This is a genomic window from Tenacibaculum sp. SDUM215027, from assembly GCF_050566205.1.
GTDB lineage: Bacteria > Bacteroidota > Bacteroidia > Flavobacteriales > Flavobacteriaceae > Polaribacter.
Map to the genome: position 1 here is coordinate 38,533 of NZ_JBNXUE010000008.1, position 24,120 is coordinate 62,652.

Annotated in this window: 23 protein-coding genes; 7 read left to right on the forward strand and 16 right to left on the reverse strand. The window is 31.4% G+C overall.

Going from position 1 to position 24,120, the window contains the following annotated elements:
- Positions 1–10: 10 nt before the first annotated feature.
- Positions 11–610: a nitroreductase family protein gene (locus ACQYZ7_RS15665; RefSeq protein ID WP_430730656.1), complete on the forward strand. Its 600-nt coding sequence runs from the start codon at positions 11–13 to the stop codon at positions 608–610.
- A gap of 68 nt (positions 611–678) precedes the next feature.
- Here the strand turns inward: ACQYZ7_RS15665 and ftsY are convergent, their stop codons facing one another.
- From ftsY to ACQYZ7_RS15700, 7 genes are all read right to left on the reverse strand, one after another.
- The gene (ftsY, locus tag ACQYZ7_RS15670; protein ID WP_430730657.1) at positions 679–1,632 is read right to left on the reverse strand and encodes a signal recognition particle-docking protein FtsY; all 954 of its coding nucleotides are present in this window, start codon (positions 1,630–1,632) and stop codon (positions 679–681) included.
- Positions 1,633–1,868: 236 nt separating this feature from the next.
- A complete protein-coding gene (locus ACQYZ7_RS15675) occupies positions 1,869–2,021 on the reverse strand; it encodes a DUF4295 domain-containing protein (RefSeq protein ID WP_430730658.1) in 153 nt (50 codons plus the stop codon).
- Between the two features lie 28 nt (positions 2,022–2,049).
- Positions 2,050–2,232, reverse strand: a complete 183-nt coding sequence (gene rpmG / locus ACQYZ7_RS15680; protein WP_013070733.1) for a 50S ribosomal protein L33 — start codon at positions 2,230–2,232, stop codon at positions 2,050–2,052.
- Between the two features lie 27 nt (positions 2,233–2,259).
- Positions 2,260–2,499, reverse strand: a complete 240-nt coding sequence (gene rpmB, locus ACQYZ7_RS15685) for a 50S ribosomal protein L28 (protein WP_047790661.1) — start codon at positions 2,497–2,499, stop codon at positions 2,260–2,262.
- Positions 2,500–2,663: 164 nt separating this feature from the next.
- Positions 2,664–3,908 (reverse strand): competence/damage-inducible protein A, encoded by a 1,245-nt coding sequence (locus ACQYZ7_RS15690; RefSeq protein WP_430730659.1) that lies wholly within the window; start codon positions 3,906–3,908, stop codon positions 2,664–2,666.
- Positions 3,909–3,949: 41 nt separating this feature from the next.
- A complete protein-coding gene (locus ACQYZ7_RS15695) occupies positions 3,950–4,558 on the reverse strand; it encodes a fumarylacetoacetate hydrolase family protein (protein WP_430730660.1) in 609 nt (202 codons plus the stop codon).
- Between the two features lie 77 nt (positions 4,559–4,635).
- Positions 4,636–5,475, reverse strand: a complete 840-nt coding sequence (locus ACQYZ7_RS15700; protein WP_430730661.1) for a 1,4-dihydroxy-2-naphthoyl-CoA synthase — start codon at positions 5,473–5,475, stop codon at positions 4,636–4,638.
- Positions 5,476–5,569: 94 nt separating this feature from the next.
- On the opposite strand from ACQYZ7_RS15700, the gene ACQYZ7_RS15705 reads away from it, so the two are divergent.
- Positions 5,570–6,811, forward strand: a complete 1,242-nt coding sequence (locus ACQYZ7_RS15705; RefSeq protein ID WP_430730662.1) for an alpha/beta hydrolase-fold protein — start codon at positions 5,570–5,572, stop codon at positions 6,809–6,811.
- A 1-nt stretch (position 6,812) separates the two neighbouring features.
- Here the strand turns inward: ACQYZ7_RS15705 and ACQYZ7_RS15710 are convergent, their stop codons facing one another.
- From ACQYZ7_RS15710 to ACQYZ7_RS15725, 4 genes are all read right to left on the reverse strand, one after another.
- Positions 6,813–7,223 carry a DNA-binding protein gene (locus tag ACQYZ7_RS15710; protein WP_430730663.1) on the reverse strand — a complete coding sequence of 137 codons (411 nt, stop codon included), beginning with the start codon at positions 7,221–7,223 and terminating at the stop codon, positions 6,813–6,815.
- Between the two features lies 1 nt (position 7,224).
- A complete protein-coding gene (gene menD / locus ACQYZ7_RS15715) occupies positions 7,225–8,877 on the reverse strand; it encodes a 2-succinyl-5-enolpyruvyl-6-hydroxy-3-cyclohexene-1-carboxylic-acid synthase (RefSeq protein WP_430730664.1) in 1,653 nt (550 codons plus the stop codon).
- A gap of 109 nt (positions 8,878–8,986) precedes the next feature.
- On the reverse strand, positions 8,987–9,640 hold the full coding sequence (fsa, locus tag ACQYZ7_RS15720) for a fructose-6-phosphate aldolase (protein WP_430730665.1): 654 nt from the start codon (positions 9,638–9,640) through the stop codon (positions 8,987–8,989).
- A 114-nt stretch (positions 9,641–9,754) separates the two neighbouring features.
- Positions 9,755–10,555, reverse strand: coding sequence for an SDR family oxidoreductase (locus ACQYZ7_RS15725; RefSeq protein WP_430730666.1), 801 nt, complete (start codon positions 10,553–10,555; stop codon positions 9,755–9,757).
- Between the two features lie 125 nt (positions 10,556–10,680).
- Between ACQYZ7_RS15725 and ACQYZ7_RS15730 the strand changes: the two genes are divergently transcribed.
- Both ACQYZ7_RS15730 and ACQYZ7_RS15735 read left to right on the forward strand, forming a co-directional pair.
- Complete coding sequence (locus ACQYZ7_RS15730) at positions 10,681–12,318, forward strand: M1 family metallopeptidase (protein ID WP_430730682.1); 1,638 nt, start codon at positions 10,681–10,683, stop codon at positions 12,316–12,318.
- A gap of 22 nt (positions 12,319–12,340) precedes the next feature.
- On the forward strand, positions 12,341–12,748 hold the full coding sequence (locus ACQYZ7_RS15735; protein ID WP_430730667.1) for a hypothetical protein: 408 nt from the start codon (positions 12,341–12,343) through the stop codon (positions 12,746–12,748).
- Positions 12,749–12,807: 59 nt separating this feature from the next.
- Here the strand turns inward: ACQYZ7_RS15735 and ACQYZ7_RS15740 are convergent, their stop codons facing one another.
- The 5 genes from ACQYZ7_RS15740 to ACQYZ7_RS15760 all read right to left on the reverse strand — a co-directional run bounded on the left by ACQYZ7_RS15740 (position 12,808) and on the right by ACQYZ7_RS15760 (position 21,846).
- Positions 12,808–14,652: a DUF349 domain-containing protein gene (locus ACQYZ7_RS15740; protein WP_430730668.1), complete on the reverse strand. Its 1,845-nt coding sequence runs from the start codon at positions 14,650–14,652 to the stop codon at positions 12,808–12,810.
- Between the two features lie 86 nt (positions 14,653–14,738).
- A complete protein-coding gene (locus tag ACQYZ7_RS15745) occupies positions 14,739–15,500 on the reverse strand; it encodes a shikimate dehydrogenase family protein (RefSeq protein ID WP_430730669.1) in 762 nt (253 codons plus the stop codon).
- Positions 15,481–16,488, reverse strand: a complete 1,008-nt coding sequence (locus ACQYZ7_RS15750) for a DUF368 domain-containing protein (RefSeq protein ID WP_430730670.1) — start codon at positions 16,486–16,488, stop codon at positions 15,481–15,483. The genes ACQYZ7_RS15745 and ACQYZ7_RS15750 overlap by 20 nt, the downstream gene beginning before the upstream one ends.
- A 33-nt stretch (positions 16,489–16,521) precedes the next feature.
- On the reverse strand, positions 16,522–17,445 hold the full coding sequence (locus ACQYZ7_RS15755; protein ID WP_430730671.1) for a DUF368 domain-containing protein: 924 nt from the start codon (positions 17,443–17,445) through the stop codon (positions 16,522–16,524).
- Positions 17,446–17,457: 12 nt separating this feature from the next.
- The gene (locus tag ACQYZ7_RS15760; protein ID WP_430730672.1) at positions 17,458–21,846 is read right to left on the reverse strand and encodes a translocation/assembly module TamB domain-containing protein; all 4,389 of its coding nucleotides are present in this window, start codon (positions 21,844–21,846) and stop codon (positions 17,458–17,460) included.
- 196 nt (positions 21,847–22,042) lie between these two features.
- Here ACQYZ7_RS15760 and tsaD point away from each other — a divergent pair, with 196 nt between their 5' ends.
- From tsaD to ACQYZ7_RS15775, 3 genes are read left to right on the forward strand one after another with little or no spacing between them, the layout of a single operon-like run.
- Complete coding sequence (tsaD, locus tag ACQYZ7_RS15765) at positions 22,043–23,071, forward strand: tRNA (adenosine(37)-N6)-threonylcarbamoyltransferase complex transferase subunit TsaD (protein ID WP_430730673.1); 1,029 nt, start codon at positions 22,043–22,045, stop codon at positions 23,069–23,071.
- A 17-nt stretch (positions 23,072–23,088) separates the two neighbouring features.
- A complete protein-coding gene (locus ACQYZ7_RS15770; protein WP_430730674.1) occupies positions 23,089–23,301 on the forward strand; it encodes a hypothetical protein in 213 nt (70 codons plus the stop codon).
- A gap of 57 nt (positions 23,302–23,358) precedes the next feature.
- The gene (locus ACQYZ7_RS15775) at positions 23,359–24,024 is read left to right on the forward strand and encodes a M15 family metallopeptidase (protein WP_430730675.1); all 666 of its coding nucleotides are present in this window, start codon (positions 23,359–23,361) and stop codon (positions 24,022–24,024) included.
- Positions 24,025–24,120 lie beyond the last annotated feature (96 nt).

The window sequence follows — 24,120 nt, forward strand, 5'->3', positions numbered from 1 at the left end:
AAAATAAGATATGAGCTTTATAACATCAATGCAACAACGTTATACAACCAAAAAATACAATGCTTCAAAAAAAATTGAATCTGAAAAAATTGAAGAGTTACAACAGGTTTTACAACTAAGTCCTTCATCAATAAATAGTCAACCTTGGAAATTTATTTTTGTTTCTGATACTGATACTAAACAACAACTTTCAGAAGTATCTTGGTTAAACACAAGTAAGGTTATTGAGAGTGATACTGTTGTAGTGTTCAACCGAATTAATGATATTGAATTATTTGAAAAGCAAATTGAACAAGAACTACCTGAAGGAGCTGTTGGCTATTATAAAGAATTTATAAAACCAAAACCTGAAGAAGAAATTAAGGCTTGGTTTGACAGACAAGTTTATTTAGCATTAGGAGTTTTTTTAAGTGCCTGTGCAGAAATGGGAATTGATGCTACTCCAATGGAAGGTATTGAACCTGAAAATTATGACAAAATTTTGAATAATGAAGGTTATGCAAGTCTTGTTGCAGTGGCAATAGGTTATAGGGATAACGAAGATTTTAATCAACCAGATAGAAAACCAAAGTCAAGGTTAGCTTTTAACAAGGTTATTCAAACAGTTTAAAATATAAAAAAACTCCCAAATTGGGAGTTTTTACTTTATTATAGGTTCCTGTCTTCTCAGTAATAATATTATTTAAAAAACGAGTCTACAAATTCGTGTTTGTTAAACACCTGTAAATCGTCGATACCTTCTCCTACTCCAATATATTTAACCGGAATTTGGAATTGATCTGAAATACCAATTACCACTCCTCCTTTTGCTGTACCATCTAACTTTGTTACTGCCAACGAAGTTACTTCTGTTGCTTTCGTAAATTGTTTGGCTTGTTCAAAAGCATTTTGACCAGTAGAACCATCTAATACTAATAATACATCGTGTGGAGCATCTGGAATTACTTTTTGCATTACACGTTTAATCTTTGTCAACTCATTCATTAAATTAACCTTGTTATGTAAACGTCCTGCTGTATCTATGATAATTACATCAGCATCTTGATTAACTCCTGATTTTACAGTATCAAAGGCTACGGAAGCAGGGTCTGACCCCATATCTTGTCGTACGATAGGTACATCTGTTCTATCCGCCCAAACTTGTAATTGATCTATCGCTGCCGCTCTAAATGTATCAGCTGCTCCTAACACTACCTTTAAACCTTTCTTTTTGAATTGTGAAGCTAACTTACCAATCGTTGTTGTTTTTCCTACTCCATTCACTCCTACTACCATTAACACATATGGCTTTTTATTAGCAGGAATCGTGAAGTCGGTTTCATCTCCTGTATTCGTTTCTGACAGTAAACCTGCAATTTCTTCACGTAAGATTTGATTTAGCTCTTCAGTTCCTAAATACTTATCGCGAGATACACGCTCTTCAATTCTATCAATAATTTTCAGGGTTGTTTCAACTCCTACATCAGACGATACCAATACTTCTTCTAAATTATCTAATACATCATCATCAACCTTTGCTTTACCTGCAACTGCTTTTGATAATTTAGAGAAAAAACTTGATTTGGATTTTTCTAATCCCTTGTCTAAGGTTTCTTTTTTCTCTTTCGAAAATATTTTCTTAAAAAGACTCATTCTTAAATTTTATAATCGCTTATATAGGTTAAAAACTATACCAAATTTTTGATACGGTCAAATTGTCATTGTACGATTACAATTCGCGTTAGGGATTGTAGCGGCATCCTTTTTTGAAGAAAAAGATATAGCGAAAAGCCCGACCCGAAGGGTAACGCCCAAAAATACAGATTTTTAATACATAAAAAAAGCTACTCTCTAATGAAAGTAGCTTTTCTTTAAACTGTATACAAGAATTACTTTTTTGCTATAAAGTCGTTTACTTGTGTTGGATCCATAATAGCTTCAACAAATATGTAAGCTCCAGACTTAGGAGACTTTACCATTTTGATAGCTTTGGTTAATCTTTTCGAACCTGTTTGTAACGATGCTACTGATTTCTTTGCCATTTTATATTAAAGTTTACGCCGTAGCTTATTATTTAATTTCTTTATGAACTGTCATTTTCTTTAAGATTGGATTAAATTTCTTTAATTCCATTCTATCAGGAGTATTCTTTTTGTTCTTTGTTGTAATATAACGAGAAGTTCCTGGTTGACCAGAAGCTTTGTGCTCAGTACACTCTAAAATTACTTGAACTCTGTTTCCTTTTTTTGCCATCTCTCTAAAATTTTATCTAGTAAGGAATTATTTAGTTAAAAAACCTTTTTCTCTAGCTTCTTTGATAACCGCAGAGATTCCTTTTTTATTAATATTTTTTAATGCAGAAGCAGATACTTTTAAAGTTACCCATTTATCTTCTTCTGGAATATAAAAACGCTTGGTCATTAAATTAGCGTTAAATCTTCTTTTAGTTCTATTTAAAGCGTGAGATACGTTATTACCTACCATCGCTTTTTTTCCTGTTAATTCACAAACTCTAGACATCTTCTTGACAGTTTTTAGTGTTATTTCTAAACGAGGTGCAAATTTATGCAATTTAATTTATTGCACAAAAATATTCTCGATTAAATTTCTAATTATTTTTATCTTTTCAAAACTAGGTTCAGCATCTAACCTATTCGGAAGCGTAACGGCGGCAAAAATACTAATTATTTTAATATAGTAGCTTGTAAAAGTTCTAAAGATTTAGTTACTGTTCTATTAATAACCTTTTCTCTAGGTTGCCCAAAATTAAATTCGTGAACCTCTACTCCTTTCTTAGTAGCAATAGCAATATACACTAAGCCTACATTCTTATCGTTATGATCTGTGGTTGGTCCTGCATTCCCAGTCACAGCTATGACATAATCAGTTTGTAATTTCTCTAAACATCCTTTTGCCATTGCTGATGCTACTTCTTTACTTACTACAGTAAATTGATCAATTGTTTCTTTAGAAACACCCAATAACTGTTGTTTTAAAGCTGCTGTATAGGTTATAAATCCTCCCATAAAATATGAAGATGCTCCAGAGACAGAAACAATAGTTGATGCTATCTTTCCTCCTGTTAAACTTTCTGCTGTAGCTACAGTTTTACCATATCGTTTTAACAATTTACCAACTTCTTTTTCTAATGAGGTTTCATTATCGTCACCTACAATTATCTCAGGAATTAATTCATATAGTGCAGCAACTTGCTTCTCCATCTCTTTCGTTAACAAATCTTCATCATTTCCTTTAGCTGATAATCGTAAACGAACACTTCCGTAAGATGGCAAATATGCTAATTTTATAAAATCTGGTAAACTATCTTCCCAATCAGAAATTCTTTCAGCAATAATTGTTTCACCTGTACCAACAGTCATAATTGTTCTATGTGAAATAAATGGTAATTTAAAAGTAGACTGCAACTTAGGCAGTACACTATACTTCATTAATCCTTTCATTTCATAAGGAACTCCAGGAAGTGACACAAAAACCGTATTGTTTTCATAAAACCACATTCCAGGTGCCGTTCCTAAACGATTCATTAATAATGTTGCTTTTGATGGAAGCTGTGCTTGGTACTTCTGAATTTCGTTGAACGGGTGATTAACTTTTTTGAATAAATATTTAATATTATCAATCACCTCTGGATATTCAACAATCTTATTGTCTTGAAAATATTCAGCAATTGTTTTTTTTGTGATATCGTCTCTGGTAGGCCCCAATCCTCCAGTTATTATCACAATATCTGCTCTACTTTCTGCTTCTTTTAACGCATTTAATATGTGTTGTTTTTCATCCTGAATTGAGGAGATTTGATAAACCGAAATTCCAATTTTATTAAGTTCTTGACCAATCCATTGAGAATTGGTATCTACAATTTGTCCGATAAGAATTTCATCTCCTATCGTAATGATTTCTGCATTCATTTATATATCTAAAAAAGAATCCCGCCGAAGCGGGATATATTTTATTTTACTTTAATTTGAAAAGCTTGCTTTCCTTCAATAGTTCCTGTTAAAATATCATTTTCTACCACTCTTCCCACTCCTGCTGGTGTTCCTGTAAAAATGATATCTCCTTTTTTTAAGGTAAAATATTGTGACACATAACTAATCAATTCATCAATCTTCCACAGCATACTAGATGTATTTCCATCTTGCACAACCTCATCGTTCTTCTGTAATTGAAATGACAAGTTTTCTAAGTCAAAATCTTCTTTTGGAAAAAACTCTCCTACAATAGCACTACCATCAAAAGCTTTTGCTTTTTCCCAAGGCAATCCTTTTTCTTTGCATTGTGCTTGCACATCACGAGCTGTAAAATCAATTCCTAATCCAACAGTGTCGTAATACTTGTGTGCAAATTTTGGAGAGATATGTTTTCCTACTTTGTTTATTTTTACCAATACTTCTACCTCATAATGAATATCATTTGAAAATGGTGGAATGAAAAATGGCATTTTCTTAGGAAGAATAGCCGAATCTGGCTTTAAGAAAACCACTGGGTTTTCTGGTCTTTCATTTGCTAATTCTTCTATATGTTTTGCGTAATTACGCCCTATACAAATTATTTTCAATTCTGATTTGTTTTTACGTTTGACTTAGAGACTTCTTACATTCGTTCGAACTGATAACTGATAACTGATAACTGATTTTAAGGTATCCAAGTTTTAGGGAAGTTAGGCTTACGCTTTTCTAAAAACGCATCACGTCCTTCTTTAGCTTCATCAGTCATATATGCCAAACGTGTAACTTCTCCTGCAAATACTTGCTGTCCTACCATTCCGTCGTCCGTTAAATTCATTGCGAACTTTAACATTTTAATAGAAGTTGGTGATTTTGCTAAGATTTCTTGTGCCCACTCAAAAGCTGTTTGTTCTAACTCATCATGAGGAATTACGGCATTTACCATTCCCATTTCATAAGCTTCTTGTGCTGAGTAATTTCTTCCTAAGAAAAAGATTTCACGTGCTTTCTTTTGTCCTACCATTTTAGCTAAATATGCTGAACCATATCCTGCATCAAACGAAGTAACATCGGCATCTGTTTGTTTGAAAATAGCATGCTCTTTACTTGCTAAAGTTAAATCACAAGTTACATGCAAACTGTGTCCGCCACCTACAGCCCAACCTGGAACTACGCAAATCACCGCCTTTGGCATAAAACGGATTAAACGTTGAACTTCTAAAATATTTAAACGGTGGTAACCATCGTCTCCAACATACCCTTGGTGTCCACGTGCATTTTGATCTCCACCAGAACAAAAGCTCCAAACTCCATCTTTTGTTGATGGTCCTTCTGCCGACAATAATACAACCCCAATATTAGTATCTTCATGTGCATCTTGGAATGCATTTAATAACTCAGAGGTCGTTTTAGGACGAAATGCATTACGTACATTTGGTCTGTTAAATGCTATTCTTGCTACATTATGTGATTTTTTATAGGTAATATCTTCGTATTCTTTCGCAACTTTCCAATCAGGTTGTATCATAATTTTAATATATTGTCGTTAATTAGTTGTACAAAAATAACATAATAACTTTATTTTTCTTTTCTATATTTGAACGATATAATTTACCCCCAATATGAAACAAGTATATTTATTATTTACCTTATTAATTAGTACTAGTCTTTTTTCTCAAAGCATTGTCAATCAAACAGTCAATTCAAAAGAGTTAGAAAAAGATAGAAATATAAAAATCTACCTTCCTAAAGGTTACGATGTAGATGAAACTACTAATTATCCTTTAGCTATCGTTTTAGGTGACGAGTATCTTTTTGATTTATACGTAGGAAATGCTAAACTTTATGCTAATGTTGATAAAGCTCCGAGGCAAATTGTAGTAGGAATTGACATGAAGAATACTTATGGAAAAGATATTTCTATTATACCTTCTAACAATGCCTTAACTAGCTCTGGAGTGCATTTTTTTAATTTTATTAAGCACGAATTGATTCCTTTTATGGAAGGAAACTATAGAACTTCTGCTTTTATGACAGTTGTTGGTGAAGGAAAGGGTGCTAATTTTATCACTCATTATTTAAAGGATGAAAAGCCTGTTTTTAACTCATACATATGTATTACACCAGATTTCCCTCAATTTGCTCCAGCAATTATGGAATCATATTCTCTTAACAGATTAGGCTCAATTGATAACACCTTCTTTGTATATACAAGTAATAACAAAAAATATATTGACCCAAAACAATATAATCGCTTTAGTGAAATTAAAACTTTGTTATCATCTTATGAAGCTAAAAACTTCAATGTTGTTTTTGATGAGTTTGGTTCTTCTCCTAGCTATCTAGCTATGATTGGAGAAACTATTCCTAGAGCTTTTACACAAATGTTTAGTTTATATTCTAAGATTACTAAAGAGGAGTTTGAGGCTAATGTGAAAGATTTAGCTCCTTTAGATGCTATTAAGTATGTTGAGAAAAAATATTTAGATATTCAATATTTATACGGTTCTAACTTAAATGTTCGTTTGGATGATATTTTTGTTATTGAAGACATCGTTATTGATAGACAAGACGGTGATTACCTAAGAGTTTTAGGTGATTTTGTAATGATAAAGTATCCTGATTCTCACATGGGTGATTTTTACATTGGTAAGTATCATGAATTAGGAAAAGACTATGAAAAAGCTGATTTTTATTATAAAGCTGCTTATGGGAAAATGGATCCTTCTAACCCTAATGCCGATGCTTTTTACGAAAACATTAAGCGTGTAAACGATTTAATGGGAAGTGAAAAGAAAGAAGAAATTAACAATAATAAAGAGGAGATTATTGAAGAACAAGAGGAAGAAGAAGAACAAGAATAGGTTATTTTAACACTATTCTGTCTTCTTGTAATTCTATTTTTTTACTCTTATACAAGCTGCCAATAGCTCTCTTGAATGCTTTTTTACTCATTTGTAAGTGAAATTTTATTGATTCAGGAGAGCTTTTATCTGTCAACAACAAAAAGCCTTTGTCTTCTAGCTTTTTAAGTATTTTTTCTACATCTGAATCAATTACATTTTCAAATCCCTGTGGGCGTAGCGACACATCAATTTTCTCGTCTTCACGTATCTTTTTAATGTAACCTACTTTTCGCATTCCTTCTTCAACATCACTAAAAACTTCATTGTTATACAACAATCCCTCGTACTCTTCATTAATTAAAACTGTATACCCTAATGGTGTTTGTACACCTATAATTAAGTCTACCTTATCACCTTCTTTTAATTCCATCTTATAAGTTTTTAAAATAGTTTTTTAAAACTACATCATTTATTTCTTTTGGAGTAAAAATCTCCATTATTTTTGGTTGATTCGATTCTGAGTAAAACGAAGTCAAACTATTTCGCAAGCTCTTTAAGTCCTTTACTTGAACATATTCAAAATCATACATTTTTGACAAATGTTCTGCTGTTAAGCCGTGCGGTGTTTCAAAATACTCGGCAGCATTTGTTGTTAATGGCCCTGGGATATATCTAAAAATGCCACCTCCTGCATTATTTAAAATAATTATTCTAAAATTCTTCGGAATATTAGTATTCCATAATGCATTACTATCGTAAAAGAAGCTTAAATCTCCTGTTATAAATACTGTTTGATTTTTTGAACCAAATCCAGCTCCAATAGCTGTACTTGTACTTCCATCAATTCCACTAGTTCCTCTATTACAAAATACTTTTAATGTAGAATTTACATCAAACAATTGTGAGTATCGAATAATTGAACTGTTGCTAATCTGTACTTGTGAATTATCAGGAATACTATCTAAAACAACTTCAAAAGACTTTAAATCTGAATATTTACAGTTTTTTAAATATTCCTCATGTTTTATGGCTCTAAGTTCTTTCTCTTGTAACCATCTTGCTTGGTAATCACTTTGAATATCTTTCTTTTTACCAGAAAGCATTCTTAAAAAGGTTACAGGGTTCGTTTGTACAAACTCTGACAAACAATGATAGGTATCTATTGCTTTTAACTCATCAACATGCCAGTGATGTTTTGGCTGTAACTTTCTTAAAAACTGCTTTATTCTTTTAGAAATCACCATTCCTCCTAAAGTAATTAATACCTCAGGTTGTAGCTCTTTATATTCTTCTTCAGTTAACTTAGATATTAGCTTATCAATACTACTGATAAACTTCGAATGGTATACGTTTGATGTTGTTTCTGTCAATACTAAAACAGAAGCATCTTCTGCGTAGACATCTAATATTTTTTGAAGTTCAACATCTGGAAAATTGCTTCCTACTAAAATCATTTTTTTAATTGAAGAATTCCAAACAGGAACTAATTTTTCTAAATCTACAGATTGTTTCGTATCACTCGAAATAACGTTTGAAAAATCAAAAACTTTTTGCTCTTCTACAGTTTCATATAAAGGTTCGTCAAACGGAACATTGATATGAACTGGTCCTTTTTGGTTTTTAGAAATCTGTAATGCTTCAACCAGTAAATCGGTATTATTTTTCAACTGACTTTCTTTCTCAATCAAATTAGCTGAAGACAAAATATGATTTTCAAATACATTTTCTTGACGAATGGTTTGTCCGTCACCAATATCAATTAAGTGTTTAGGTCTATCTGCAGAAATTACAACTAGCGGAATTTGGCTATAAAAAGCTTCTGCTATGGCAGGGTAATAATTCAACAAAGCCGAACCTGAAGAACATACAATAGCTACAGGTTTTTGCTTTTGTTGCGCTATTCCCATCGCAAAAAAGGCTGCACAACGCTCATCTACCACACTTAATGCTTCAATTGCTGGATGATTTGAAAATCCAACGGTAAGCGGTGCATTACGAGAGCCTGGAGAAATTACAACGGTATCAATATTAAATTGATGACATGCTGAGACTACTAATTGCGCGAGTTCTTTTTTTGGGAACATTTCTTTTAAAGTTAAAAAATGTCATTTCGAAAAAAACGAAAAACCTTTTTGAACAAATAGATTTCTCACTTCTGTCGAAATGACATTGTATTATTTCCAACTAAGTTGGTTAGTTTCCTTTTTTATAATCTGCTAAGAATTTAGCTAAACCAATATCAGTTAATGGATGTTTTAACAACCCTTCAATAGCACTTAATGGTCCAGTCATAACATCAGATCCAATCTTAGCACAATCAATAATATGCATTGTGTGACGTACAGATGCTGCTAAGATTTGCGTTTCAAACATATAGTTATCATAAATCTGACGGATTTCAGCAATTAGGTTTAAACCATCTGTAGAAACATCATCTAAACGACCAATAAATGGAGATACGTACGTAGCTCCTGCTTTTGCTGCTAATAATGCTTGACCAGCTGAAAACACTAATGTAACATTGGTTTTAATTCCTTTGTCAGAAAAATATTTACATGCTTTAATCCCATCTTTAATCATAGGTAGCTTTACTACAATTTGAGGATTCAAAGCAGCTAACGCCTCTCCTTCTTTTATCATTCCATCAAAATCAGTAGAGATTACCTCAGCAGAAACATCACCTTCAACAATTTCACAGATTGCTTTGTAGTGATTAATAATATTTTCTTCTCCTGTTATTCCTTCTTTAGCCATTAATGACGGATTGGTTGTTACTCCATCTAAAATACCTAAAGCTTGTGCCTCTCTAATTTGATCTAAGTTAGCTGTGTCAATAAAAAATTTCATCTGTATATTTATTATGTAGTTGTGTTCTAATTCTTACTATTTTAAAAGGGCTAACCCCTCTATAAAACAATTTTATATGCCGTAATTTTCTTCAATTACTAATCTTCTGCGAATTTACAATTTATAATGATTCATTAGAAGCTTTTCATAAACTTTATCAGGTAATATTCTTTTTAATACAATTGAAAACTTCTCCATAAATCCACCTATTTTATAATGAATTTTAGGATTTTTATTTTCAATGATTTTATAAATGGCCTCTGCCATAATTATTGGGTCTGCTCCTGAATCTACATGAGTATCCATCAAAGCTAAGTTTTCAGCATATTTTTCTTTGTAGGCAGAGTTTTCAAAAACAGGTGTGTGATATCTTCCTGCTGCAATATTCGTAGCAAAATCTCCTGGAGCTACGTTTACAACATTAATTCCGAAGCTTTTCACCTCCATACTCAATGCTTCTGTTACTAACTCTAAAGCTCCTTTACTTGCAGAATAAATCCCTCTAAATGGTAATCCCATATATCCGGCAATTGAAGTTGTATTAACAATAGTTCCTGATTGCTGCTTTCGCATATGAGGTAATACCGCTTTAACAACATCAATTACTCCAAAGAAGTTTGTATTAAAGTTTTCCTTCATTTCTTCTGTTGGTGTATCTTCAATAGGGCCTGTAATCCCTTTTCCGGCGTTATTAATTAACACATCTATCTTTCCTTCTACATCAATCACTTTTGCCACAGCCTCTTTTATAGAATCTTCATTAGTTACATCTAACGCTACCATTTGAAATGGAACATTCACTTTTTGAGGATTTCTACTTGTTCCGTAGACTGTAAACCCTCTATCGTATAAATATAAAGCTATTGATTTCCCTATTCCTGAGGAAGCTCCTGTAATGAAAACTATTTTTGACATTGTTCTTATTTTAAGCAAATATCTTAAAGTTACCATCAATAAAAAAACTTTAAAAACTTATCTTAGCGTTTTATCTTTCAAGAATAAACACTATGCATAAAAAAACATTTTCTTTATCTGTTTTTATGACATCTTTGGCTATTTCAATTGTCGGATGTTCTTCTTTAACAGCTCAAAAAAACACATCTTTATTTTCAAATACTGAGAAGTTTACTCGTCAAGATTCTTTACGTGGTTCTATTACTCCTGAAAGATTGTGGTGGGATTTAACCTATTATCATCTTAACGTAGCTGTGAATCCTGATAAAAAATTTATTGAAGGAAAAAACACTGTACAATACAAAGTTTTAAAACCTCATCAAGTTTTACAAATAGACTTACAACCTCCTTTAAAAATTACTAAAGTCACTCAAAACAATGAAGAACTGCAAATTGTTTCTGAAGGAAATGCCCATTTTATTCAACTAAAATCTCCTCAAAAGAAAGGATCAATAAATTCTATTGATGTGTATTACGAAGGAAATCCTAAAGAAGCTATCAGAGCTCCTTGGGATGGTGGTTTTTCTTGGAAAAAAGACAGTAACGGAAACCATTTTGTGGCAACTTCTTGTCAAGGATTAGGTGCTAGTATTTGGTGGCCAAATAAAGATCATATGTATGATGAAGTAGATAGTATGGCTATTAGCGTTCGTGTACCTAAAAATTTAATGGATGTTTCCAACGGACGTCTACGTAACATCGAACAACATAATGATAATACAACTACATATCATTGGTTTGTTGATAATCCGATTAATAATTACGGTGTTAACGTAAATATTGGAGATTATGTTCATTTTTCTGAAAAGTATAAGGGTGAAGATGGAGAGCTAGACATGAATTATTATGTGTTACGTGACAACCTAAAAAAAGCTAAAAAGCAATTTAAAGATGCTCCTAAAATGATGAAAGCTTTTGAGCATTGGTTTGGTAAATACCCTTTTTATGAAGATGGCTTTAAATTAGTAGAAGTTCCGTATTTAGGAATGGAACATCAAAGTTCAGTTACCTATGGTAATCAATATAAAAATGGATATTTAGGTAGAGATTTATCTGGAACTGGTTGGGGGCTAAAGTTTGATTTTATTATTATCCATGAAGCGGGTCATGAATGGTTTGCTAACAATATCACCAATGTAGATATTGCTGATATGTGGATTCATGAAAGTTTTACTGCGTATTCAGAAAACTTATTTTTAGATTATTACTACGGTAAAGAAGCTTCTGCAGCATATGTTATTGGAACTCGAAATGCAATTCAAAACGACATTCCAATTATTGGCAATTATGATGTAAATGATGAAGGTTCTGGTGATATGTATTATAAAGGTGCCAACATGTTACATACTATTCGTCAGTTAATAAACAACGATGAAAAATGGCGACAAATTTTACGTGGATTAAATGCTGACTTTTACCACCAAACAGTAGCTACACAAGAAGTTGAAAAATATATGATTGAAAAATCAGGAATTGATTTAAGTAAAGTATTCGACCAATATTTACGTACAGTGAAAATTCCAGAGTTTGAGTACAAAATTGAAAACAATACTTTAAAGTATCGTTGGGGTAATGTGGTAAAAGAGTTTAACATGCCTTTAAAAGTAATTATTAACGGAAAATCTGAATTATTACATCCTACTGAGAATTGGCAAACAAAAACAATTAACGGTAATTCTATTGAAGTTGATAAGAACTTTTATGTAAACTCAAAACCTGTATAAAATAGCTGTATTTTATCTTTTTATGATTAAAAAGCTACTAAAAAACATTCCCAAAAAACCTAAGAAGTTGTTTTTAATAGATGGTTTAGGAGCTATTTTATCTGCTTTTTTATTAGGGGTAGTATTGGTTAATTTTGAAAGTATTATAGGAATTCCACCTTCAACACTTTATTTACTCGCTGTTTTACCTATATTTTTTGCTGTTTATGATTTTTACTGTTATCAAAAAACAGACAATAGTCTAAAACCCTTTTTAAGAGGAATCGCCATATTAAACCTGCTATATTGTTGTCTTTCTATTGGAGTAGCATTCTATCATTTTAAAACAATCACTAGCATTGGGTGGGGTTATATTTTAGTTGAAGTCTCAATCATTATCATTCTATCTATAGTTGAACTTACCATAGCAAAAAGACTTACCAAAAATTAGACATAAAAAAACTCGAACCTTATCTTGTTCGAGTTTTTTCTTTAACTATATATTATCGTTTAGTAATCTAATCTTCTTAAATAGTCTAGCTTTTCTTGCCAAAGATCTAATTGATCTTTAAACTCTTGTATTCCATTACGAACATTCTGTACTAAAGGATTATCTTCTGTTGCATTTGAAATAAAACTTAGGTTATTTTCTAACTGTTGCATTTCACGTACAGTTTCATCTATTCTCTTTCTAATAAAGAACTGCTCACTATCTAGTTTCCTGTAATCTTCTTGTGATAAATATGTATCAATAACACCTTTAAACTTCATCATTTCAATATCAATTCTACTCATATCTAGTTTATCTAAATGAGCATCCATTGCTTTATTGAATTTTTCGTCTAAGTAACGTGCATTTCTTGGCAACGCTCCTAACGCTCTCCAATCGGCTAACGTTTTTTCTACATCTTCTTCTGTAGCAATTTCAGCCGTTTTAACTTGTTCTATAAATTCTTTTTTAGCTTCCACTACTGCTAATTGTTCTTTATTCTGCTCATTTTTACGAGCGTGCAGTCTATCGAAAAAATGATTACAAGCATTTTTAAAACGTTTCCATATATCATCAGAAAATTTTCTAGGTACATGCCCTATTTTTTTCCAATCAGCCTGAATACGTTTCATAGTATTGGTAGTTTCACTCCAATCCTCGCTCTCTTTTAAACTTTCAGCTAGTTCTACTAACTCCATTTTCTTTTTTAAGTTCTCATTTTGAGAGCTTTTTTCATCCTTATAGAAAGCATTTTTTGCTGTATTGAACTTTTTTGTAGCTACTTTAAATTCCTGCCAAACTGCTTCACTTTTACTGTAAGGTAACTTACCTATGTCAAAATATTTTTTACGCAGTTTTTCTATTTCTGCAATACTTTTTTGCCAGTCGTTATGTGTTTTATTGTTTGATGTATCGTATGCATTTATTTCTGCCGCAACAGCCAATTTAGCATCAATCATTTCTTGATGTTTTGACTTTAATTCTCTGTAATGCTGATGACGTCTGTCATGAATTTTCTTAGTAGCTTCACTAAATCTACCCCAAACATCTTCTCTATGTTCTCTTGATACAGGTCCTATATCTTCTTTCCACATACGATGTAACTCCTGCAGTTCTTTAAAAGCAACATTAACATCTTCTACTTCACTTAAAGCTTCTGCTCTTTCAATTAATCGCAGTTTTTCTTCTAGGTTATGTTTAAAGTCTAACTCTCTAAAATCTTTATTTAAGTGTAGTAAATCGTAAAAACGCTCTACATGGTGATGATAGGTTCTCCAAGTATCATTATACTTTGTTTTTGGCACTGCTCCTACAGTTTTCCAACGATTTTGAATTTCTTGAAAATCGTTATACATTGTTTTAGGATCAGCATTTTTGATTAAAGACTTTAACTCTTCAATCAAGTTATTTCTTCTCTCTAAATTTTCTTTTAATTGCTTTTCTAACTGAGCATAGTATGCATCACGCTTAGCTTTATATTCACCTAATAAGTTATTGTACTCTGTTTTTACTGGGCTAGAAAATTGAAAGTCTATAGAATTTCCTCCATCGGCTAAAAATGCTTCTTTTTTCTTTGCTAACAAAGCTCCAAACTTAGAATTAAATGCTGTTTTAATAGCATCTACATTTGATTTTAATTGTTGAATTGGATGACTTTTAAGCAATTTTTTTAATTCATCTACCAATTTTTCTAACTCCATCGAAGCATAATCAAGCATAGGTATTTCGTGCTTTTCATCTGCTTTCTCAGATTCATTGGCTACTTCATTTTCAACCTCATTAACAGCATTTTCAGTTTCCTCATTTGTCTTCGTTTGCTCTTCAATAATTGGTTTTTCTACTTTCTCCTCGTTGTTTTCTAACATATCTACAATGTTTAAGTTCCTTTGATTTAGATTATAAAGATAAGGATTCTTAGAGAATAGCAAATTTTATTTTAGTTTTTAAAATTTTAGCTATTGCTCCATATTTTCCAAGCTTTCTCCGCTTGAAGCTCTAACATCTCTAATCCGTTTTTTATAGTTGTTCCTTGCTCTTTTCCTCTACGTAAAAAAATAGTTTCTGATGGATTGTATATCAAATCATACAACAAATGTTTGTCTGTCAAAAACTCATACGGAATATCAGGACAATTCTCTACATTTGGGTGTGTACCTAATGGTGTACAGTTTATAATAACAGAATATGACTCGATAAGTTCTTTATTAATATCTTGATACGAAATCTGCTTTTTCCCTTCTGGAGTTCTCGATACATATTTATATTTCATCCCTAGGTTTTCAAGTACAAAGGCTACTGCTTTCGAAGCTCCTCCTGTTCCTAAAATCAAGGCTTTTTTATGATGTTTTTTCAACAATGGTTTTAATGACTTTTTAAAACCATACACATCAGTATTGTATCCTTTTAACCTTCCTTTTTTGGTAATTTTAATAGTATTGACTGCTCCTACTTTTAAAGCTTTCTTATCTATTCTATCTAAAAAATTGAAAACATCTAGTTTGTACGGAATGGTAACATTCATTCCTTTTAACTGCTTTTTATTTTCTTTTATTTTTTGAGGAAGTTCATGTATAGATTGAATATCAAAATTGATATACTCATGATTTTTTAAGTCTAATTTTTCAAACTTTTCGGTAAAGTATCCACGAGAAAATGAGTATGAAATATTCTTTCCTACTAAAGCATATAAATGCTTATTTTCTTTTTTGGTCATAAAAATCAATAATTAATATTAATGCGATTCCAATAATAATAAATCCTATTGAAACCCATGTTTCTTGATCGTTAAAATTCGGAATAAATCTTTGGTAGTTTTCTATAATTTTATTTCCGCTTTGATCTAACAAAAACACACCTTCTTCTTTTTTATAAATAGTTTCTTTCCATGGCCAAACAACCCCTAATGAACCTGTAATAAAACCTATGATAATTGCTGTTACAATTTGATGCCACCTTTTTAAAACATAGCCCAAAACATGTGAAATAGATACAAGACCAAACGCTGAACCTGCTGTAAAAACTCCTATAATTTTTAAGTAACGTATTTTTACCTGATCATTCAATACTTCAAAATTTCCAGAAAATAGATTTGTGATTACGTTTCCTAACACATTTACACTATCTACTAACAGCATTACATAGTTACCTAATAATATGAGTATAAATGAGCCTGAAAGCCCTGGTAATGTCATTCCTGAAACTCCTATTATCCCACACAAGAATACAAACCATAAGTTATCATTTTCTGTAGCAGGTGTCATAAAACTTATGGAGATACCTACTGAAACTCCTATTAGTAGCCCTAAAATAGTTTTAGGTTTCCAATCTCCAAAGTCTTTTGATATGTAGTAAATAGAACCTATAATCATTCCAAAGAACCATGACCATACATATAGTTGGTAATTTCTTAAGAAGTAATCTAAAACAAGAGAAACACTGAAGTAGCTAAACATACTTCCTGCCATTACCCATACTAAAAACTGTAAATTGGTATAGCTAGCGAAACTTTTAAAGCGACCGTTAATCAACAACTTAAAAGCTTTACCATTTATTCTTTGAAAAGTATAAATAAGTTCTTCATAAAACCCCATCACAAAAGCCACCATACCACCAGAAACTCCTGGTACTTTATTAGCTCCTCCCATTATCAATCCTTTTAAAAAAAGATTTATTTTTTGTGATAGCCTGCGTTCTTTATACATGCTGTTTGATTAGAAAGCTAAGTTAGTTATTTTCTAATGCTTTTTTACTGCTATTTTTTCTAGTAATAAAATAAGTCCGAAACCTATTAAGGCTAATACAGCTGCATACATTAATTGAGGATTTCCATCATAAGAAAACGGAGAAATAGACAACTCATTAAAAGGAACTTGCTCTCCATGAGAATTGGTTCTATAAGTCAATACTTTTTTCCAAGGCCAAATTTTATTTAATGAACCTATAATAAACCCTGTTAACACTATCAGTGTATAGTTTTTATAATTTGAAAATAAATATTTTAAAACCCTTGAAAATGTTAGTAAGCCCACAATCGCCCCTAAAGCAACAAACGTTATAGTTGTAAAATCACGATTATTTACAGCTGCTAAAACTGGTTTATAAGCTCCTAATAACACCAGAATAAAAGACCCTGAAATACCTGGTAAAATCATCGCACAAATTGCTATAGCTCCTGCTAAAAACATAAACGACATTGATGAATGTTCTGAAACCAGTGGATTTAACGTTGTTATATAGTAAGCAAGTATCGCTCCTAAAATTAGTAAAACTCCTGAAACAAGATTCCATTGAGTTACCTGTTTTGCTATGTAAATAACGCTTGCTAGTACTAAACCAAAGAAAAAAGACCATACTAAAATTGGGTGATTTACTAATAACCAAGAAATCATTTTTGCTAACGAAACGATACTAATAAAAATCCCAACAAAAAGAGATACTAAGAAATTACCATTTACCTGTTTCCATGCTGACTTGAAACCTTCTTTTTGTAAGATTTTAAGTAATTTTATATTGATATTACTTATAGAGCCTAATAGCTCTTCATAAATCCCTGAAATAAATGCAATGGTACCTCCAGAAACACCTGGAACAACATCGGCAGCTCCCATAGCCATCCCTTTTAACATGATTACAAGGTAATCCTTACTTGTTCTATTCATAAAATAGTTTGGTTATTTTTTCTCTTTAGATTTAAAATTTATCAGCCCTTTTTTCTTAGGTTTTATGCTATCTTTTTTCACTTCCTTTTTCTTTTCTTTTTTATTTAAACCTAATTTTTTTCCTAAGTCGCGCAAGTTATTAAAATTAACTTGATATGAAATACCTACTCCTTGCGTATATCCTTCTTCTTCTGTAGAGTATTGTACTTCATTTTGACGATTAAATACCGTACCTCTTAAATTACCTTCTTCATTTAAAAGAACTTCTACTTTTACTTCACCAACAACACTAGTTTGTGTATTAGCTCCTACTGGTACCCCAACTTTTCCATTAACCAATACTCTATCAGTCAACTGTGTCGATACTGACACATCTACTTGATCGTCCGAATTAAGGTTATCAACATTTCCTCTATCTCCTTGCGTATACCCAACTCCTAATTGAAATTTGTTTCCATCGCTATTTAACATATTTGTTAAAATACTTGAGGCAATTTCAGAGGCTGTACCTGTAATTCCTGAACTTGCACTATTACCAATAGCATCCGCATTATAAAATGTACCAAAAGCTAATAAAAACGAGAAATGTTGCATTTTTGTATTTAAATCATTCTCGTTTAATAGAAACTCTAACTCTGAACTTACTGTTGAATTTGCATTTGGTATTTTAATATCAAACTCTTGTTTTGAACTAAATAATCCTCCTGTAATTTTTGTGTATAAGTCAATTGGAATTTTACGATTTGAATTGATGTTATCTAGTAATTGTGCTGGGTTTGCTTTTGTTCTATATACTGCTGTTATATCTAAATCAGCTTCATAAGGATCTCCATTCCAAGAAATAGTTCCTCCTTTTTGTACTATAAAAGGCTTTGTTATTCCTGCATACTTAAAGTTGTAAAAACCATTATCTACCGTAAAATCTCCGAACATATTAAATTTCCCTCTTGTATCAATATCGATTCTAAGGTTTCCTTCACCACTTCCTTTTAATTCACTTCCTGAAACTTTATCTATTACTACTTGAGCTACGGCTTCTTTTGTTACAGCTAAATCTAGTCTTAAATCAAGTCCTTTTATATCACCAATAATTTTCCCTTTTGATCCCTCTTCTTCTTCTCCTGTTTTAAATCGGATTAACTTATAATTATCTATTGTTTTAACATCACTTAACGGAATTACAAAAAGAGTTCCTTTATTTGTTTTTCCATTAACCTCTATATCTAAATAGCTGGTAAGTCCTCTAATTTTTGCTTCACCATCTAAGAACCCAGTTCCGTAATATTGAGATTCTTCCGTTTCTTGTGTATCTAAAATCAGTAAATTTTGAGTATTAATATCAAAATTCAAGAACCAGTCTTCGAAATTTTGATGCACAATACTTCCTGATAAATCCCCTTGTGTTAGGTATTTTGTATCCTCTAATATTATGTCTTTAAAAACAAATTCTTGTTTATCTAAAACTACGCTCGTGTTTCCTTTTAAATCAAAATCTACGTTTAAATACGGAAAAGCTAATCCTGCATTTTCAAAGTTTAGAACTCCATTAAAATCTGGGTTTCTTAAATAACCTTTTGCCGTAAAATCTCCTGTTACTTTTCCTCTTAGTTTAGATAAGACACCTTCTCCTAACGGTCCGAAAGCTCCAATATCATACTCTTTCAAGTAAATATCTAAATCTATAATTGGTCTTTCTCTTGAAAAGTCAACTTCTCCTGTAGCTGAAATGTTTTTTGCGTTTTCACTTTCTAAATATAAGTTGACGTCATATTTTTCGTAGGAATTATCTCCTGTAACATTCAACGCTAAATTTCCTTGTGAGTAATTGTTTATATAAAAATCCTCAACATACAAACTCCCTTTAGGAGCTACTGTTTTATTTTCTTGTTTGAACTCTAATCTACCATTTAGTTTTCCATCTAATTTTAAACTATCAACTGGGGGTAAAAAACTAGCTAGTTTTACTTTATTAAAGTTAGCTTGTATGTCTTTGTAGGTACTATCCCTTACAATTCCTTTAAAATCTATTTTTTGTTCTCCTGATTTAAAAACAAATGGACTAATTGTAAAATCATCCTTTTGCAAATCAAATGTCACTTTATTATTCTTATCATCATTAGGATTTACTTCCCAGTCAAAACCTTTGTAATATAACGTCGATTTCTGAATTCCTACAACAGATTTTTGTAGCTCATTAATTGTATAGAAAAAATCTAAGTTAAAACTCTCTCCATAATCTTTGCCTCCTTTAAAAACCGATTTAAAAAATAATGTATCATTTTTAGTACGGTTTAACAGGTTTAGCTTTTCAATATTATAATACTTTGTATTTACTTTTCTTGCTGTTAAGTGAGTGTTGTATAATGGGTTTTTATTATCCAATCTTAACACGACTCCTTCAATTATATTTTTATATACGTTTATTTCTGGAGACTCAAATGTAAGTTTTAACGAATTTTTATCTGAATTAATACGCCCTTTTAATCGTGTATTTTTTCCTATTGAAATGTTTGGTAAAAAGACATCTATAATTTGATTATAAATCGTAAAATCAAAATCTAAAAATTGATTTGGTGCCACTTCGTGTGGACGATAGTTTGTATACACACTACCTAAAGCGTTTTGAGCTATAGGCAGTAACTCTTCAAAAGAAAACTTACCTTGTATATACCCTTTTACAATATCTTCTGAGTTTACTTCAATAGTTTTTATACTATCTTTTACTGATGAGTTTACTTCAAAACTCTTAAAGGGATAACTCTGTTTTTGGTTTCTGTATACTAAATTTTTAAAGGTTGCTTTCCCTACAATATCATCAAATGTATTCCCTGAAATATTTAAATTAATATTCCCTTTTAATTCAGAGATACTATCACGAGTAAATAAGTTTGTCTTTTTCAAATCAATCCTATCGACATTAGCGATAAAGTCGAACTTGTTAATTTCCGATGAAAAATCAGCTAACCCTTCGAATTTTAACTTGAAGTTATCATCGTTAGCATTTAATAAACCATCAAACTTTTTGTTTTGAAATTGTCCATTTACTTGTAAGTTCTTGTATTCATATTTGTTAAAAAACAAACTACTCACCCTTCCTATAATTATGGTATTAACATTATCAACATTAAACCCACTACCATTAACATCAGCTTTTAATGAAACGGTTCCTAACACAGCATCATTAGCAAAAACCCCCAGATCAAAGCTTTTAAACTCAACTTCTCCTGTATATTTTGCTTCATCAATATTATCAATATTTGTTAATTGAAGATCAGAAATTGCAGTTCCTATTTCAGATTTTATTGATATGGTAGCATCCATTTGTTGCGGAGTCACTTTTACAATTCCATTCAAAGTAAAATTACCTAATCTCTGAAATTCTGTTGGCAAAGTTCTTCCTAATAAGTTTGGCAGTACATTTCTTAATTGATAATAATTTGCTGTTAGGTTATCCAAGTTAGCATCAAACACAAAACCTCTACTAGTTTTAACAGCATTAACAAACCCCATGTTTCCAATAATTCTCATACCTCCCTTTGAGTGTACTCTAACATTATTAGCACTGAAATTATTTAGTACACCATCAATATCTCCGCTTATATATAAAAAGTCATGTCCACCGATTTCATTATATAGCTTATTTAAATCTTTTACTGAAACTACACTTTCTTGAAACTTAGCTTTAACTTTTACCTTATCGTTAAAGTTCACAAAGTCTTTTCGATTGTAAGTAAACTTAACCTCAGCTTTAAGTTTGGTTTTATTATCTGTTTCTAATGCTGTATTTTTAAAATCCATAAAGGATCTTGTATACGTAAAGTCAGTAGATAAATTTGATACATTTACTCCCCTATTTCCTGTAAAAAACATGTTTCTTATTTTCATAGAAACATCAGGCCCAACAATTGAAAAATCGTTTAGTTCCGCTCCTGCCTTGTATGCTGCAAACTCAAGTGGATCTGCCTTATTCTCATCCATTAACTTAAAAGTTAAACCATCTAAAGAAATTTTATCACTCTTAAGAATAAACGGCGCTGCTAAACTATCTTTAGGTTTTCCATCTTCAAAACTATCTATAAAAATAGACATGTTATCATTTTTTTCACCTCTATATGTTTTCATATAAAAATGAACCCCGCTTAAAGAAGCTTCCCCTAAATCTACTTGATTTTCTAATACACGCTTGGCATTTGATAAAGAAGTGCTTAAGTTATTTACAAATATTAGTGTGTCTTTATGATGATCTCTAATTTCAATTTCTTTTAACTGAACACTTCCTAACCATGATAAATCAATTTTCTTTACAACAATATTGGTGTTAAACTCTTTGTTTACCCAATTCGTTGCTTGTTTAGCAAGTTGACTTTGTACAAAAGGTAACGATAGTAAAAGAAAAAGCAAGAGCAGAAAAAGTACTGCGTACTTTATTATTCTACCTATTATGTTCCCTAATCTTTTAATAACTTCCCTTATTTATAATCCTATTAACAAAAGTAATCAGCAAACTGCAAAAATGCTGCCTTATTTTAAAGAAATCTTATTTTTAACGAAAATCTAACGTAATATCAATATTTTTGTAACCTAAATCCGGAAAGATTTGAGTACAGAAAACATCTATATTTTAGGTATTGAAAGTTCTTGTGATGACACAAGTGCTTCGGTTATTTGTAACGGAAAAGTGTTAAGTAATGTTGTAGCAAACCAAGAAGTGCATGCTAAATATGGTGGTGTGGTTCCTGAACTAGCTTCTAGAGCGCATCAACAAAACATTGTTCCAGTTGTGCAACAAGCTATTGAACAAGCTAGCATAACTAAACACAATTTAAATGCAATTGCCTTTACTCGTGGTCCCGGATTAATGGGTTCATTATTGGTAGGTACTTCTTTTGCAAAATCTTTAGCTTTAGGGCTAAACACCCCTTTGATAGATGTGAACCACATGCAGGCGCATATTTTGGCTCATTTTATTAAAGAAGAAGAAAGTAAAATACCTCCATTTCCTTTTGTTTGCTTAACTATTAGTGGTGGACACACACAAATTGTAAAAATTACCAATCATTTTGAAATGGAAATTTTAGGTGAAACGATTGATGATGCGGTTGGAGAAGCCTTTGATAAATCTGCTAAAATTTTAGGTTTACCTTATCCTGGTGGGCCTTTAATTGATAAATATGCTCAATTAGGAAACCCTAAAGCTTTTAAGTTTACCAAACCTAAAGTGGGTGATTTAGAATTTAGTTTTAGTGGGTTAAAAACAGGGATCTTATATTTTGTACAAAGGAATATAAAAGAAAACCCTAGTTTTATTAAAGAAAATCTTAACGATATCTGTGCTTCCATTCAATATACTATTATTGAAATTTTGATGGATAAGCTTAAAAATACTGTAAAGCAAACAGACATCAAACACATAGCAATTGCTGGTGGAGTTTCTGCTAATTCAGAAATACGAAAACGCTTAACTTTAGCTGAAAAACACTGGGGATGGACAACTTACATTCCTAAATTTGAATATACCACCGATAATGCTGCTATGATTGCCATAGCTGGATATTTAAAATACCTAAACAACGATTATTCTGATATTTCTGTAACTGCCAAAGCTCGTTTAAAGGTTACAGAATAAATCTCTTTTTTACTACAATGACTAACTTTAAAAACATTTTTAATACTTCTGAAAATCAATACGCACATTATGTATTCAACAAAGGGTTTGGTACCATTTCTAAAAACGGAACTTTTGTATATGATTATGTAAGCAACAAACCTGTTATACAAGAAGGTAATTATCAAACTTTAGACTCATTAGGAAGAGCTATTAGTCAGAACGCTTATCAAGATTTTTTAGATAAATAAAAGTTAATCTTTCATTAAGAAAGAAAATGTTAAAATCCATTTCATTACTTTTACCTTATGAAATGGATTTTAACGTTATTTTTGCTTACTTCTTTAGCAATTCGATCTCAGAATTTACCCAAAGGCTTTTCATATATCAAAGATGTATCTCCTACTATACAAGGTGAACTAAGATATTGCCACAACAACAACTTTATGGGAACTCCAGTTAATGGATATGAAGAAAATGTTCTTATAGCCACTACTCCTACTACCAAAGCTTTAAAAAAAGTTCAGGAAGAGTTAGCAACTCAAAAATTAGGCTTAAAAATTTATGATGCCTATCGTCCGCAAACAGCAGTAAACCATTTTGTTAAATGGGCTCGAGTAATCAACGACACATTAATGAAACAACAATATTACCCCAAAGTTAACAAGCGCCATTTGTTCAAAAAAGGATATATTTCTTCTAAATCAGGGCATTCAAGAGGTAGTACAGTTGACTTAACAATTATACACTTAGAATCAGGAGAAGAGCTAGACATGGGAAGTCCTTATGACTTTTTTGGAATCTCATCCCACATTACTTACGAGAAGCTTACCGAGCAACAAAAAAAGAACAGACAATTACTACAAAAAATAATGCGTAAACATGGTTTCAGACCTTATATTAATGAATGGTGGCACTTTACTTTAAGGAGAGAACCTTTTCCTAAAACCTTTTTTGATTTTCCTGTAAAATAACTAGTTTTAACTCTTTATTTTTATAAAACACCTAAAATCGGCATTATATTTGCTTTGATTTGTTTGCAATGATGAAAATAACACCAACACTTATAA